Annotated in this window: 13 protein-coding genes; 10 read left to right on the top strand and 3 right to left on the bottom strand. The window is 64.7% G+C overall.

Annotation, left to right across the window (positions count from 1 at the left end):
• Positions 1-48: 48 nt before the first annotated feature.
• Positions 49-1,524 (top strand): glucose-6-phosphate dehydrogenase, encoded by a 1,476-nt coding sequence (zwf, locus tag ACQY4S_RS15190; RefSeq protein WP_428486030.1) that lies wholly within the window; start codon positions 49-51, stop codon positions 1,522-1,524.
• 131 nt (positions 1,525-1,655) lie between these two features.
• Here the strand turns inward: zwf and ACQY4S_RS15185 are convergent, their stop codons facing one another.
• Together ACQY4S_RS15185 and ACQY4S_RS15180 are read right to left on the bottom strand one after the other, a co-directional pair.
• Entirely contained in the window at positions 1,656-3,041 is a 1,386-nt protein-coding gene (locus tag ACQY4S_RS15185) for a carotenoid oxygenase family protein (RefSeq protein WP_428486029.1), read from the bottom strand.
• 332 nt (positions 3,042-3,373) lie between these two features.
• Positions 3,374-4,618, bottom strand: a complete 1,245-nt coding sequence (locus ACQY4S_RS15180; RefSeq protein WP_428486028.1) for an alpha/beta fold hydrolase — start codon at positions 4,616-4,618, stop codon at positions 3,374-3,376.
• 435 nt (positions 4,619-5,053) lie between these two features.
• Here ACQY4S_RS15180 and phaR point away from each other — a divergent pair, with 435 nt between their 5' ends.
• Positions 5,054-5,656 (top strand): polyhydroxyalkanoate synthesis repressor PhaR, encoded by a 603-nt coding sequence (gene phaR / locus ACQY4S_RS15175; protein WP_428486027.1) that lies wholly within the window; start codon positions 5,054-5,056, stop codon positions 5,654-5,656.
• A gap of 34 nt (positions 5,657-5,690) precedes the next feature.
• Here phaR and ACQY4S_RS15170 read toward each other — a convergent pair whose 3' ends face one another.
• A complete protein-coding gene (locus ACQY4S_RS15170) occupies positions 5,691-5,951 on the bottom strand; it encodes a hypothetical protein (RefSeq protein WP_428486026.1) in 261 nt (86 codons plus the stop codon).
• Between the two features lie 488 nt (positions 5,952-6,439).
• On the opposite strand from ACQY4S_RS15170, the gene ACQY4S_RS15165 reads away from it, so the two are divergent.
• The 8 genes from ACQY4S_RS15165 to ACQY4S_RS15130 all read left to right on the top strand — a co-directional run bounded on the left by ACQY4S_RS15165 (position 6,440) and on the right by ACQY4S_RS15130 (position 14,399).
• Positions 6,440-8,338, top strand: coding sequence for a polysaccharide biosynthesis protein (locus ACQY4S_RS15165; RefSeq protein WP_428486025.1), 1,899 nt, complete (start codon positions 6,440-6,442; stop codon positions 8,336-8,338).
• 10 nt (positions 8,339-8,348) lie between these two features.
• Positions 8,349-9,530, top strand: coding sequence for a DegT/DnrJ/EryC1/StrS family aminotransferase (locus ACQY4S_RS15160; protein WP_428486024.1), 1,182 nt, complete (start codon positions 8,349-8,351; stop codon positions 9,528-9,530).
• A 194-nt stretch (positions 9,531-9,724) separates the two neighbouring features.
• A complete protein-coding gene (rpsA, locus tag ACQY4S_RS15155; protein ID WP_428486023.1) occupies positions 9,725-11,464 on the top strand; it encodes a 30S ribosomal protein S1 in 1,740 nt (579 codons plus the stop codon).
• A gap of 11 nt (positions 11,465-11,475) precedes the next feature.
• Positions 11,476-12,399: a signal peptide peptidase SppA gene (gene sppA, locus ACQY4S_RS15150; protein WP_428486022.1), complete on the top strand. Its 924-nt coding sequence runs from the start codon at positions 11,476-11,478 to the stop codon at positions 12,397-12,399.
• A 13-nt stretch (positions 12,400-12,412) separates the two neighbouring features.
• The gene (ihfB, locus tag ACQY4S_RS15145; protein ID WP_428486021.1) at positions 12,413-12,733 is read left to right on the top strand and encodes an integration host factor subunit beta; all 321 of its coding nucleotides are present in this window, start codon (positions 12,413-12,415) and stop codon (positions 12,731-12,733) included.
• A 15-nt stretch (positions 12,734-12,748) separates the two neighbouring features.
• Positions 12,749-13,057: a lipopolysaccharide assembly protein LapA domain-containing protein gene (locus tag ACQY4S_RS15140; RefSeq protein WP_428486020.1), complete on the top strand. Its 309-nt coding sequence runs from the start codon at positions 12,749-12,751 to the stop codon at positions 13,055-13,057.
• A complete protein-coding gene (gene pyrF, locus ACQY4S_RS15135) occupies positions 13,057-13,749 on the top strand; it encodes an orotidine-5'-phosphate decarboxylase (protein WP_428486019.1) in 693 nt (230 codons plus the stop codon). Before ACQY4S_RS15140 ends, pyrF begins: the two co-directional genes overlap by 1 nt.
• The gene (locus tag ACQY4S_RS15130) at positions 13,746-14,399 is read left to right on the top strand and encodes a phosphoribosylanthranilate isomerase (protein ID WP_428486018.1); all 654 of its coding nucleotides are present in this window, start codon (positions 13,746-13,748) and stop codon (positions 14,397-14,399) included. Before pyrF ends, ACQY4S_RS15130 begins: the two co-directional genes overlap by 4 nt.
• The last annotated feature ends 15 nt before the right edge of the window (positions 14,400-14,414 follow it).

Below are 14,414 nucleotides of genomic sequence, written 5' to 3'. Positions count from 1 at the left end.
CCGGTATCTCGCATCCGCACAACACGTCGCATCAACGAGAGAGCGCATATGCCGAAGATCATCCCCGTTGCCATCTTCGACTGCGTCGTCTTTGGCGCCACCGGCGACCTGACGCTGCGCAAGCTGCTGCCGGCGCTGTACTACCGCTTCCGCGATGGCCAGATGCCCGCCCAGTCCCGCGTCATCGGCGCCGCCCGATCGAAGCTGTCGGACGAGGATTACCGCGAGCGCGCCGCCCAGGCGCTGCGCAAGCACGTCGGGGTCGGCGACCTGGAGCCGGACGTCCTGGCCAGCTTCCTGAGTCAGGTGCACTACGTCCCGATCGACGCGACCGCGGCCGACGCCGACTGGGACCAGTTTACCGTTGTGCTGGACCCCGCCCGGATCCGGGTCTTCTACCTTGCCACCTCGCCAGACCTGTATGGCGCGACCTGTCTCGGACTGCAGGCCGCCGGCCTGGTGACCGAGCAGTCCCGCGTCGTTCTGGAAAAGCCGATCGGCCATGACCTGGACTCGGCGCACGCCATCATCGAGCAGGTCGGCCGCGTCTTTTCAGAGGCGCAGACCTTCCGCATCGACCACTTCCTGGGCAAGGAGACGGTGCAGAACCTGCTGGCGCTGCGCTTCGCCAATACGATCTTTGAACGACTGTGGTCGTCCGACGTGATCGACCACGTGCAGATCACTGTCGCCGAAACGGTCGGTCTGGAAGGCCGCGGCGGCTACTATGACAAGTCCGGCGCGCTGCGCGACATGCTGCAGAACCACATGCTGCAACTGCTGTGCCTGATCGCGATGGAGCCGCCGGTGTCGCTGGACGCCGACCGGGTGCGCGACGAGAAGCTGAAGGTGCTGCGCGCGCTGAAGCCGCTGGAACCGCATGACGTCGCCGGCCTGACCGTCCGCGGCCAGTACACCCAGGGCGCCATCGCCGGCAAGCCGGTGCCGGGTTATCTGGCGGACCTCGGCGCCGACGACCCCTCCGGCACCGAATCGTTCGTGGCGCTGAAGGCCGAGGTGCGGACCTGGCGCTGGGCCAACGTGCCGTTCTACCTGCGCACCGGAAAACGGCTGCCGAAAAAGGTGTCGGAGATTGTCATCCAGTTCCGCTCCCTGCCGTTCTCCATCTTCCCGTCCGAGGCCGCCGAGTGGCAGCCGAATTCCCTGATCATCCGCCTGCAACCCGAAGAAGGCATGCGGCTCGGCATGATGACGAAGGATCCTGGTCCCGGCGGCCTGCGGCTGTCACCGACCGGATTGGACATCCGCTTCGAGAAGACCTTCGGGATGCGCTTTCCCGACGCCTATGAGCGGCTGCTGATGGACACCGTCCGCGGCAACCCGACGCTGTTCATGCGGCGCGACGAGGTGGAGGCCGCCTGGACCTGGGTCGAACCGATTCTTGAAGCCTGGGCGAGCCGACCGGATCAGCCAAGGCCGTATCCCGCTGGAAGTTGGGGCCCGACCGCGGCAATCGCGCTGATCGAGCGGGATGGCCGGACCTGGCATGAGGACGTGGAGTAGGCACAAAGGACCCGCTTGCCTCGTGATAGGCCCATGAGTGGATCAAGCCATGGCTTCAAGCTTGCCCTTGCCAGGCGCACCTGTTCTCATCACCGGATTCTTGATCTCACGCTGCGCTTTTCAGACCGGTTTCAGCCGCCATCGCTCACCCAATTGCCGTGAAAACCGAACGGCACGCGATGCGACAGCGCCACTGTGGCAATCGGACCGTGGGCGATGTCGCGGGTATCGAGCACGATCAGGTCGCTGCGCCGCTCCGCCGCACGCCACGCCACACCCAGCAGCCAGCCATCGCCTTCCGCCGCTGCCTCGTCGCGCGGCACGAACACCGGCTCGGAGATGCTGTCGCCTGCCGGTAACGTGAAGACAGCACGCCGGTCGGCGGCCAGATCGAGCCAAGCAATGCTGTCCAGCCCGACCTCGGGACGGCTGCGTCCGGCAAAGGCGCCGAATCGGTTGCGCAGGCCGGCGCGACGATCGTCGATGCGCGGGAATTCACCGCTCATGTCATCCAGCCTGGTGCGTGTGATCGCATCTGTGGCGGCGGCCGGATCAAGCGTCCAGCGCACCAGGTGCGCCTGCGTATCGCCGGACGGGAGACCATCAGCCCGCGGAAACAGCGGCGGCTCGTCATATTGCATCACGTCCGCGATGATGCGACCGTCTTCGTCCCAGGCGTTGAGCACGTGGAACACGAAGCAGCTTTCAACCCGGAACCAGCGCAACGAGGCGATGCCTTGCTCGCGCACGATCAGCCCGACATAGCCGCCCAGGTCCGGCTCCCAGGCAAACGGCGGCGCGCCGGCGCGCGCACGTGCCATGCTGCCGCTGAGTGGCAGGACGGGGAACACGACGTGCCGCTGAGTGACGACGAAGTCGTGCACCATGCTGCAATACGGCGCCTCGAAGTGCTCGAAGCGCTTGACACGTCCGTCGGTGCCGATCGTGCCATAGCTCATGCCCGCGGATAGCGGCCCCGCCGCCGAATAGCCAAAGAACACAAGCTCGCCGGTGATCGGGTCGAGCTTGGGATGCGCGGTGAACGGCCCTTCCAGGGCGCCGCCGCAGTTCCATACGCCGCGTGTTGCCAGCGTGGCCGGGTCGAGTTCGATGGGAAGATGCCCTTCCTCGAGCGCCAGCAGGCGTTCGGCGTGCCAGACCACATTGGTATTTGCCACGCCTTCATTCGCCATGGCGCGACTGGAGTCGGAACCGAAGCCAGAGACCAGCGAGCGCCCCGCGGCGGCTTCCGCGTGCCACTTGGCGGTGCGTACCCACCGGTTGCGGTATGACACCCGACCGTCGCATAGCGTAAAGCCGTGAACCATGCCATCACCGGTGAACCAGTGATGCCGCAGCGGATCGAGCGGCGTGAATTGTGGATTGGGCCCGTTCCGGAACAGCGTGCCGTTCAGCGCCCGCGGCAGTTCGCCGAAAACCGGCAGATGCGGTGCCTCGCACTCCATGGTAATCGGCGCGAAGTTGTCGGTCAGGCCTTGGGCATCTCTGCTAATCATGACGGTCTCCGGGGATGGGCTGACGGGCACGAACGCCGCCGATGTCGCTGATCAAACCACGCCGGGATGCTTGGTGTCTCCATGCCTGGAAGCAATCTTCCCGAACGTTTTCCGCTAGCTGGCCGACGTGCGGCCATTTCTTGCCATCGGCCCTGGCGCTGTCGCTGGACCTGCTCCATCCATGTGATCCGTCCCTATGACAGAATCGCCGCTCGTCGAAACAAAGCTGGAACGACGGTTTCTGGCTACTCCCGCGCCGCTGGCGTGCCTGAAAGCCAGGGAACAGGAACCGTCAAGGCCTTCCTTGCCAACTCGGTCGAGCAGGAACAGCCTCAAATCATGCTGGGCGAGAGGTTTTGCAACCAATCAAGCAGTGGACGCCAAAGCTCTCGCTCCGCCCGCGCTCCCGCCGTCATCCCGATATGTCCGGCCGCCGGCTCATGTAGAGCCGCCTTAGGGATCAACCCCGCCAGCGACCGAGCCGAGTCCGGCGGGACAATGCGGTCCTGCCGCGGCACCGCAACGAATGCCGGCATGGCAATTGCTCGCGGATCAACCGGCAGCCCGGCAATCCGCCATGTTCCCCGCGCGGGTGCGTTCTCCCCATACCACTCGCCCAGGCACACCCGCGCCACCTCGGCCGCCAGTGGCACGCCATCGTTCAGCCAGTCCTCCAGTGCGACGATCAGCTTGGCCCGGTCGCTGGCCTGATCCAGCCGAGAAAAGCCGCGATACTTGTCCGGCACGCCCCAGGGATCGAGCAGCGCGAACAGCGATTGCAGCAGATCGACCGGCAGCGCCTGGTTGAACGTCAGAGCCGGCTCCAGCAGCGGCAGGCTGGCAGCGACTTGCAAGGCCTGCGTGCGATCCGCCGCGTGGAAATCCCAGGGCGCGGCCAGCAGCGTCAGGCCGCGGATCAGATCCGGCCGCCGCTGCGCCGCCGCCACCGCCAACGTGCCACCCATGCAGTAGCCGGCCAGCACCAAGGGTTCGCCGGTCAGCTCCGCCGCCGCCGTGATGGCCCGTTCCATCCGCCCCGCCACGTAGTCGGTCAAAGTGAAGCGCCGTTCCGTCTCACCTGGCCAGCCCCAGTCTAGCAGGAATGGCCTCACCCCGTGCTGCGCCAGCCAGCGCAGCATGGAATGTCCCTCCGCCAGATCAAGCACATAGGCCCGGTTGATCAGACTAGGCACGAACAGCACAGGTGAGGCGGCCGTGCCGGCTCCGTAGTCCAGCAGGCGCGAGTCGCCTTCCGACCAGACCGTCGGGGGATCAGTCAATGTCCGCCGCCAGGGGTGCCGGCGATAGGCGGCGATGCCCGCGATCAGCGCCGCATCCTGCCGCAGCGTCTCCGCCATCACCTCGGCCGGAAACGCACCCTCAAGGTTTCCGTCGCGGACGGCGCTTCGCAGGCCGTGCAGCACCGCCGCTCCGCTCGAGGTCGGCCAATCGGCGTTCCAGTGCGGTGACATGGCGCGCGATACGGTCGATCTCAGCGTCGCGAGGGTCAGGTGCAGCAGCAGCGGCCGTGGCCCGCGACGCATCAGCGGCCCCGGCGCGTCGGGTCGCGTGGTCATCCCGGTCAGGTACCGGCTCGCGCGGTATCACCCGCAGCATGGCGGACATGGCAGCGGCCCAAAGCGACGCCATGGTCTGCCACGCCTGCCGCAATTCGGGATCGGCGGCGAGAGCTGACAACTCGCTTTGCCATACGGTGATCCAGTCCTGTGCCAGTTTCCGCGGATCGTGGACGTCGGCGGCTGAAGCAGAGCGGCGTACGTTCTCGCCGGCCCCTGATGGCTTGGCATCGCCGGCCGCACCGAGATCGCTGCCCGCATCTTCGGCCGACGTTCCGGCAGAATCCGCCACCATGCCGCATCCATCCTCCTTGCCGACCAGAACATAGGCGCGGCGACGCGGCGGCGAAACGCCGAACCTGCAGGTGATCACGCAGTTCAGGCTTTCGCAGGTGCGAAAGGCACGGTAAAGAGAGAAACTATCGCGAGGAAAGCATGGCTGATACGGTCCAGATCCTGCCGGAGTCCAAGTCAACCGATAAGCCGCCGGTCGTGGTCAAGAAATACGCCAACCGGCGTTTGTACAACACCGAAAGCTCCAGCTACATCACGCTGGAAAACCTCGGGGAGATGGTTCGCCTTGGCCGCGATTTCGTTGTCTACGACGCAAAGTCCGGCGATGACATCACGCGCGGCGTGCTGACCCAGATCATCGTGGAAGAAGAGGGCAAAGCGGGGCATCACCTGTTGCCGACAAGCTTTCTGCGCCAGTTGATCGGCTTCTACGGCGGTTCGATGCAAGGGCTGGTGCCAAAATACCTTGAACATGCAATGGCATCGTTCGCCCAGCAGCAGGAGCAAATGCGCTCCGCCGTGCAGAAGACGATGGGCGGGCTTTTTCCCTTTGGGAACATCGAGGAAGTGAGCCGCCAGAACATGGCGATGATGGAGCGGGCGTTCAGCCTGTTCACACCGTTCTATCGCGGCGTCGAGTCCAGCTCATCGGCACCGCCAACAGATGCCAGTGCCGAGATTGCCGCGCTTCAGGCGGAGGTTGAGCGGCTAAGGAAGGAACTGGCGACGGCCAGGAAGCCGTAGGGCCGTTCGCTCAACAGCGTTGGGTTTGATCTGGCTATTCCCCGCGTTGTCCCTTGAACGGGATCATGACAATGGCAATCCCCACGGCGTAGGGGAGCAACATGCCGGTGATGCCGAGCAGGCCGGTTCGGGTCAGTCCGAACCAGGAAAGAGCGAGCGCGCTTAACACCAGGTAGCAGCCCGTCACTATCGTGATGCATGATTGCCGGCTTAATCGGCCAACAACTCGACTAAAGTAGGCCGCGCCAAAAAGAACGCTCCAGACGACGACGATTGCAATGGTGACGAAAGCCAATGCCTTACCCTCAAGTCAGTGGTTTGCACCCGCTCAGGGAGCGGAAATCGAGTCGCTTGGCCGAGCGCAGGCGACATCGTCTTTCATCGCGGCTGGCAAACGCGGCAACGCCTATTGAGAGCCCTGATTCGCGCCATGTTCCAATGACATGTCGAGCATCTGGCCGCCGCATCAAGGTAAGCCGCGACAACGAAATTCATCGGCCTTGTCAGAAGCAAGGCCGATGGGTTTTCTGATTAATAGACGCGGCATCTACTTTTATAGGCCCGCTCTCGATGTCATGGCGGGCGCAGGTAGCATGTCGGAAGGCATGGTCTGGCGTGTAAACAAGGCCCAATGGCAGGACCGGCGTCCGCCGACATTGACACGGAAGCGTAAAGGCCGCCTGCAGAGCGACTGAAAGAACGCTCGCCGAGGGCACATGCCAAACCCCGCTATACCCCCTATTCCACCTGCGCTATACAAACCTCATGGCTGCGGCGGGCTCCTTGATTCGCATCGCCGTCAACGTCGCACTTGACGGCGGCATGGCGGCTGTTTCGATTCCGGTGGCGCGCTGGCTCGCTGACCCGGCGACGCCCGCCATGCATCCGCTCTGGGAAATTCCGCTCGGCGCGCTGTGCCTGCTGATTGCTGGCATCCCCTTCCGCCTCTCGCTGCAGTACTGGCGCTTCGCCGCCATCGGCGACCTGCTGACTGTTGCCGCCAGCGCCGCCGCCGGCGCCGCCTTGTTCGCCGCCACCTCCGCCCTGGTGAACATCGCCCCCGCCAATCCCGCCTTTCCGGCCATCCATGCGCTGACGCTGCTGCTCTTCCTCGGCGCCCCCCGCGTCGGCTATCGCTGGCGCCGGGGGCGCCGCGGCAGCAAGCCGCCGCGGATCGATGCCGCCTCCATCCTGCTCGTCGGCAGCATCGAGGATGCCGACTTGTTCATTCGTGCGCTTGCCCAGGACCGCCGCCAGGTGTTTCGGATCGAGGGCCTGCTGGCGTCCTCCGACCGCCAGACCGGACGACGCATCCAGGGCCACCGCATCCTTGGCTCACTGAAAGACGCCGCCAGCGTGCTGGACCAACTGCAAGCCGAGGAGCGCCTGCCCGGCACGCTGGTCTTCGTCACGCCGGAACTGGCCGGCGCCCGCCTCGCCCAGGTGGTGGTCCAGGCCGACCGCTTCGGCTTGCAGGTGCGCCAGGCGCCCCGTCCGACCGCATTGGCCGACCCGACCGATAAACCGCGCCCGGTCGAACTCCGCCCCGTCGCCATCGAGGACCTGCTGAACCGCCCGCAGGTCCCGCTCGACCGGGACGGCATGGCGCGCCTGATCCAGGGCCGCCGGGTGATCGTCACCGGCGCCGGCGGCACCATCGGCAGCGAACTGGCCCGCCAAGTCGCCGCCTTCGGCCCCGGCACGCTCATACTGCTGGACAACGGCGAGTACGCACTGTGGCAGATCGATCTGGAACTGGCGGAGACCCATCCAGGCGTGCCCCGTCGCACGCTGATCGCCGACATCCGCGACGAAGCCCGGATCCGCGTCATCTTCGAGGCGCACCGCCCCGAACTGGTGTTTCACGCCGCCGCCCTGAAACACGTGCCGATCGTCGAGGCCAATCCGCTGGAGGGCCTGGCAACCAACGCCGCCGGCACCCGCCACGTCGCCGACGCCGCCCGCGCGACCGGCGCCCTTGCCATGGTGCTGATCTCCACCGACAAGGCGGTGAACCCGACCAGCGTGATGGGCGCATCGAAACGGCTGGCGGAGATGTATTGCCAGGCGCTGGATGTTGCCGCCCGTTCCACTCAGCAGGGCATGCGCTGCATCACCGTCCGGTTCGGCAACGTGCTGGGCAGCACCGGCTCTGTCGTGCCACTGTTCCAGCGGCAACTGGCCCGCGGCGGCCCGCTGACGGTCACCCATCCTGACATGCAGCGCTATTTCATGACAGTGCGCGAGGCTGTCGGCCTGGTTCTGCAAGCTAGCGTGCTGGGGTTGGGCGGCGTGTCCTTGCCGTCCGGCGAGAACGGCGGCATCTTCGTTCTCGACATGGGCGAACCGGTCAAGATCGTTCACCTGGCCCGCCAGATGATCCGCCTCGCCGGCCTGCAACCGGACAACGACATCGAGATCCGCTTCACTGGCCTGCGCCCCGGCGAGAAACTGTTTGAAGAACTATTTCATGGCAAGGAACCGCCTGTCCCCACCGGCTATGCGGGCCTGCTGATGGCCTCGCCGCGCACCGCCGATCCCGCTATCGTCGGCAGGGCGATTGAGGAAATCGGCAGCGCCTGCCGCGGCGGACAGGTCAAGCTCGCGCTGACCTTGCTGGGCCGGCTGATCCCCGAGTTTGAACACAACGCCGAAGGCAGCGCCGGCGAAGCCCGCGCCTGAAAGAGATTCCATGACCGATACGCCCACTGGCACGCCCACTGGCACGTCCACGCTCACGCAGACGCCACGCCAGATCCCGTTCCTCGACCTGAAAGCGCAGCAGGCCCGCATCGCGGTCGACCTGCGCCGCCGGCTGGATACGGTGCTGGCGCATTGCCAGTTCATCCTCGGTCCCGAGGTCCAGGAACTGGAGGCGGCGCTGGCGCAATTCTGCGGCGCGGCACACTGCGTCAGCGTCAGCTCCGGCACGGATGCGCTGCAGATCGCCCTGATGGCCGAGAACATTGGCCGCGGCGACGCAATTTTCCTTCCGGCCTTCACCTATACCGCCACTGCGGAGGTGCCGTTGCTGCTGGGTGCCACCCCGGTTTTCGTCGATGTCGATCCACACACCTTTCAGATCGACCCGGCGCACCTAATCCTGCGGGTTGACCAGGTTCGCGCCGCGGGCACGCTGCGTCCGCGTGCCATCATTGGTGTCGATCTGTTTGGCCAGCCCGCTGACTGGGGCAGTCTGACCGATATCGCCCGACGCAACGACCTGTTCACTCTGGATGATCTTGCGCAAAGCTTTGGCGCCTCGCTGCACGGCGCCATGCTGGGCACCCAGGCCGACGCGACGGCAACCAGCTTCTTTCCCTCCAAGCCGCTGGGTGCTTATGGCGACGGCGGCGCGCTGTTCACTGAAAGCCAGGCGCGCGCCGAGCTGTATCGTAGCCTGCGCACGCACGGCGAAGGACACACGCGATACGAGGTGCTGCGAACCGGCGTGAACGGCCGCCTGGATTCCATCCAGGCCGCGGTCCTGCTGGCCAAGCTGGCGGTCTTCCCCGAAGAACTGAAGGCCCGCGAGCAGATCGCCCAGGTTTACGACCAGCGTCTTGGCAATGCCGTCACCATCCCGGCGCGGGTGCCCAACAGCACAAGCGCCTGGGCGATCTATGCCATTCTGCTGCCCGATGCGGCGGCTCGGGATCGGGTTCGGACAGCGCTGCAAGTCGATGGCGTCCCAACCGCAATCTATTATCCCCGGCCGCTGCATCGTCAGCCGGCTTACGCCGATCATCACGACGGTGTGTCCCTGCCTGTTTCGGATGACCTGGCAGGGCGTATCCTGGCGCTGCCGATTCATCCTGACCTGACGGAACAGGCAGTTGACCAGATTTGTGCCGCGCTACTCGCGGCTGTATAACTTCTCAGAAAATATCGTTTCTCTTGACATCCACCGTCGAAAGTCTATCTCAATCCTGCGGGTTGAATACCCAAACCGCCATCATCGGCCGCGCATCCCTGATGCGGGCAAGTCGTGTTTCATGACTGGGAAACGCGCATACCACGGCACCTTCCGGGCTTGGCCCGGGCATCCGTACGGAACACATCCGCCACATGGCAGCATCCGCCACCGCGCGCGTTCAAGAGCCTGCGCAAGACCATTTTCGGGGGGAAGATTTCGCCTCCCTGCTCGATGAAACACTCGGCACTGACACGGGTTTCGACGGTTCCGTCGTCACCGGCCGGGTGCTCCGCCTGACCGACGAATTCGCCGTTGTCGATGTCGGCCTCAAATCCGAAGGCCGCGTCGCCCTGAAGGAATTCGGCCCGCCCGGCGCCAAGCCGGAAGTCAAACCCGGCGACTACATTGAATTATATGTAGAGCGCTACGAGGACCGCGACGGAGCGATCATCCTGTCGCGCGAGAAGGCGCGTCGCGAGGAAGCCTGGACCAACCTGGAAAAGGCGTTCGAGGCGCAAAAGCGCGTCGACGGCACGATCTATGGCCGGGTCAAGGGCGGCTTTACCGTTGATCTTGGCGGCGCGGTGGCATTCCTGCCCGGCAGCCAGGTCGATATCCGTCCGGTCCGCGACGTGGCCCCGCTGATGGGAACGCCGCAGCCGTTCCAGATCCTCAAGATGGACCGCGCCCGTGGCAACATCGTCGTCTCCAGGCGCGCCGTTCTTGAAGAGACCCGTGCGGAGCAGCGCAGCGAGCTGATCCAGGGCCTCAAGGAAGGCATGATTTTGGACGGCGTGGTGAAGAACATCACCGACTACGGCGCATTCGTCGATCTCGGCGGCGTCGATGGTCTGCTGCACGTCACCGACATCGCCTGGCGCCGCATCAACCACCCGTCCGAGGCGCTGACCATCGGTCAGCAGGTCAAGGTGCAGGTGATACGCTTCAACTCCGACACCCAGCGCATTAGCCTGGGCATGAAGCAGTTGGAAGCCGATCCGTGGGAAGGCGTGGCGGCGAAGTATCCGCCGGGCGCGAAATACTCCGGCCGCGTCACCAACATCACCGACTACGGCGCCTTCGTGGAACTGGAGCCTGGGGTCGAAGGCCTGGTCCATGTCTCCGAGATGTCGTGGACCAAGAAGAACGTTCATCCTGGCAAGATTGTTTCCACCAGCCAGGAAGTCGATGTCATGGTGCTGGACGTCGACAGTTCCAAGCGGCGAATTTCGTTGGGCCTGAAGCAGGTGCAGCGCAACCCGTGGGAGCAGTTCGCCGACGACCACCCGAACGGCTCCGAGGTCGAGGGCGAAATCCGCAACATCACGGAATTCGGCCTGTTCATCGGTCTGTCCGCGGATATCGACGGCATGATCCATATGTCCGATCTGTCCTGGGACGAAGCCGGCGAAGCGGCAATGGCCGGCTACGAGAAGGGCCAGACCGTCAAGGCAAAGGTCTTGGATGTGGACGTGGAGAAGGAACGCATCAGCCTCGGCATCAAGCAATTGCGTGACGATCCGGCCGCCACCATCCTGGGCAGCGTCCACAAGGGTGATGTGGTCACCTGCATCGTCAGCGCGATCCAGGCCAATGGGATTGAGGTCCGCGTCAACGATGTGCTGACCGGTTTCATTCGGCGGGCCGAACTGGCGCGTGACAAAGGTGATCAGCGGCCTGATCGGTTTGCCATCGGCGAGAAGGTCGATGCCAAGATCACCGCTGTGGATCGCGCGTCCCGCAAGCTGACCCTGACGATCAAGGGCAAGGAAGTCGAGGAAGAGAAGCAGGCCATGGCCGAATTCGGCTCGTCTGACTCCGGTGCCTCGCTTGGCGACATCCTGGGTGCGGCGATCCGTCGGCGCAACCAGTTGGCGCAGGACAGCAACTAGCCCAGTTACGCATGTCGCTGGAAACCGATCTTCTGCTGGACAGGCGGCGCCTCAAGCGCCGCCTGGTCTTTTGGCGGGTGTTCTCCGTTCTTGCGCTGGTGGTGGCAGCGGTGGTGGCGATCCGTGGAATCGGAGTTGCCCCTGTTGGGGCGCATATCACGCGGGTGACGGTCAGCGGGATCATTACCGAGGATCGCAAGCTGGCCGAGGCAATCGATGCCATGGCCGACGACAGCCAGGTGAAGGCCGTCATCCTTTCCATCGACAGCCCAGGCGGCAGCGTATCGGGCGGCGAGAGTCTGCACGATGCGATTGCCAGGGTGGCCGCCAATAAGCCGGTTGTCGCGGTGATGGGGGGGCTGGCCGCATCCGCCGGCTATATGATCGCGGTGCCCTCCAGCCGTATTTTCGCACGCGACTCGACCCTGACCGGATCGATCGGCGTGCTGATGGAAACCGGCGAGGTTTCCGGTCTTCTGGGCAAGCTGGGGATCGATGCGGAGACCATTCGCTCGGGTCCACTGAAGGATGAGCCGAGTCTGACGCGACCATTGTCGGATGAGGGACGGAAGGTGCTGCAGGGGTTGGTCAACAACCTGTATGAGCAGTTCGTCGGCATGGTCGTCACCGGCCGGCACATGGACCCGGCCCGCGTCCATGCGCTGGCTGATGGACGCCCCTATACCGGCCAGCAGGCACTGGGCCTGGGACTGGTCGATGCCATCGGCGGGGAGCGAGAGGCGAAGGCCTGGCTTGCCACGCAAAAAGGCGTATCCGCGGGCTTGCCGGTGGAAGATCTGTCAACCGGCGGACTGGCGCGATGGGCGATGCGGGGGGAATTTGGGTGGATTATGCAAGGGCTTTGGAAAAGTCTGGTTTCACAAAGCGTTAGTCTTGACGGCCCGCTGGCCCTCTGGCAGCTTTCCGATAATTAATCGGGGATGGGCTTTGACCAAATCGGAGCTGATCACGGAGTTGGCGACCGCCAACCCGCACTTGCGCGGTCATGATGTGGAGACCATCGTGGCAACGATCTTTGAGGAGATAAGCTACGCGCTCGCGCGCGGCGAAAGGGTGGAATTAAGAGGCTTCGGCGCTTTCACCGTCAAGCAGCGCGATGCGCGCACGGGACGAAACCCACGCACCGGTGCATCCGTTGCGGTCGATCAGAAGTCGGTGCCTTTCTTCAAGGCCGGCAAGGAGCTTCGGCTGAGGGTCAACGCCGGAAAAATCCAGCGTGCCTCCGCGGCGGTACGAAAACAAGCCTGACGGGTTACGGTGCGGATGCTGTTCCTAATCGTTTCAATTATTTTATGTCTGCCGTTCGCGGTGTTCGCCTTGTCGAACATGCAGGTTGTCCAGCTTGGCATCTGGCCGACCGACTATGTCGTTAGCGTGCCGCTCTCCCTGGCGATCCTGGGTGGAATGGCGGCGGCTTTCCTGGTTGGCGGGCTTGTCGTCTGGGTCGCCGAACTCGGGCAGCGCCGCCGGGCACGGAAAGCCGAACGAACGGTGCGTCTGCTTGAGGCCAAGATCGAGGAACTTCAGGCGCGCCCGCCCGGTTCCGCCTTGGCACTGCCTCCCGCGGCCTGATGCCACAGACCAACCGGCTGATCGTGGCCCTGGACACAGTCGATTTGGATCGGGCGCGGTCCTGGGCCAACGCGGTGGCGTCCTGTAGCGGTCTAATCAAGCTGGGACTGGAGTTCTTCCTGGCCAACGGTGCCTCAGGCGTCCGGGCAATTGCTGGCGCTCCGGTCTTCCTTGACCTGAAACTGCATGACATCCCGAATACTGTGGCCGGCGCCGTTCGGGCCGTCTTGCCGTTGCGGCCGCGTATGCTGACGCTTCATGCATCGGGCGGCGCGGCGATGATCCGGGCGGCATGCCAGGCGGCTGTCGCGGCCGGCACCGACCGTCCCTTGATCCTGGCGGTGACCGTATTGACCAGTCTGGATCAGGCCGCCCTCGCCACCATCGGCATGGCGTCCCCACCATCCGAACAGGTCCTGCGGCTCGGCCGGCTCGCTGTCGAAGCCGGTGCCGACGGTCTGGTGTGTAGTCCGCTGGAGGTTGCGATGCTCCGGCAGGCCTTCGGTTCAGCCATTCAACTGGTGGTCCCTGGTATCCGCCCGCCGGGCGCCGCCGCCGATGATCAGGCGCGGACCATGACGCCGGCGGATGCCGTTGCGGCCGGGGCCGACTGGATCGTGGTCGGACGCCCTATCACGGCCTCAGACGATCCAGCCGCCGCGGCAGCGGCCATCGCGGCCAGTATCCGATGACCAAGGTCAAGATCTGCGGCATCAATGACGCGGCGGCATTCGATGCGGCGGTGGGGGCGGGCGCGGATTGGGTCGGGTTTAACTTTTTTCCGGCATCGCCACGCTTTATCTCCCCCCAGACAGCGGCCACCTTATCACGCCGCGCCGCCGCCGGCCCTCCCCGCGTTGGACTGTTCGTGGAGCCATCCGATGCGCTGCTCGCATCCGTGCTCGATTTCTTGCGGCTGGATATCCTGCAGATCTATGGGCGATTGAACGACATCGCCAGCCTGAAGGCCAAGTTCGGCTTGCCAATATGGCGGCCGGTGGGTGTCGCCGCGCCGGCCGACCTGCCTGTGGATCCGTCGAGCGCGGATGCATTGCTGATAGAGGCGAAACCGCCGGCGGAGGCGACGCGACCAGGCGGAAACGCAATCCTCGTCGACTGGCCCATTCTACGCGGGTGGATCGCACCGGCACCCTGGTTGCTGGCAGGTGGCCTGACGCCGAACAATGTGCGGACCGCGATTCAACTGACCGGGGCGGATGCGGTCGATGTCTCATCCGGCGTGGAACGGACGACGGGCGTGAAGGATCCTGATCTGATACGTGCATTCATCCAGCAGGCGAAGCACGCCTCGACCTGTTCCGAAGCAGATCAGCCGGAATAATCTCCATCGACAGAA

This window comes from Rhodopila sp. (assembly GCF_965276935.1).
Taxonomy (GTDB): domain Bacteria; phylum Pseudomonadota; class Alphaproteobacteria; order Acetobacterales; family Acetobacteraceae; genus Rhodopila.
The sequence above is the reverse complement of the archived record's forward strand: the minus strand, read 5'-3'. Positions and strand labels throughout refer to the sequence as shown.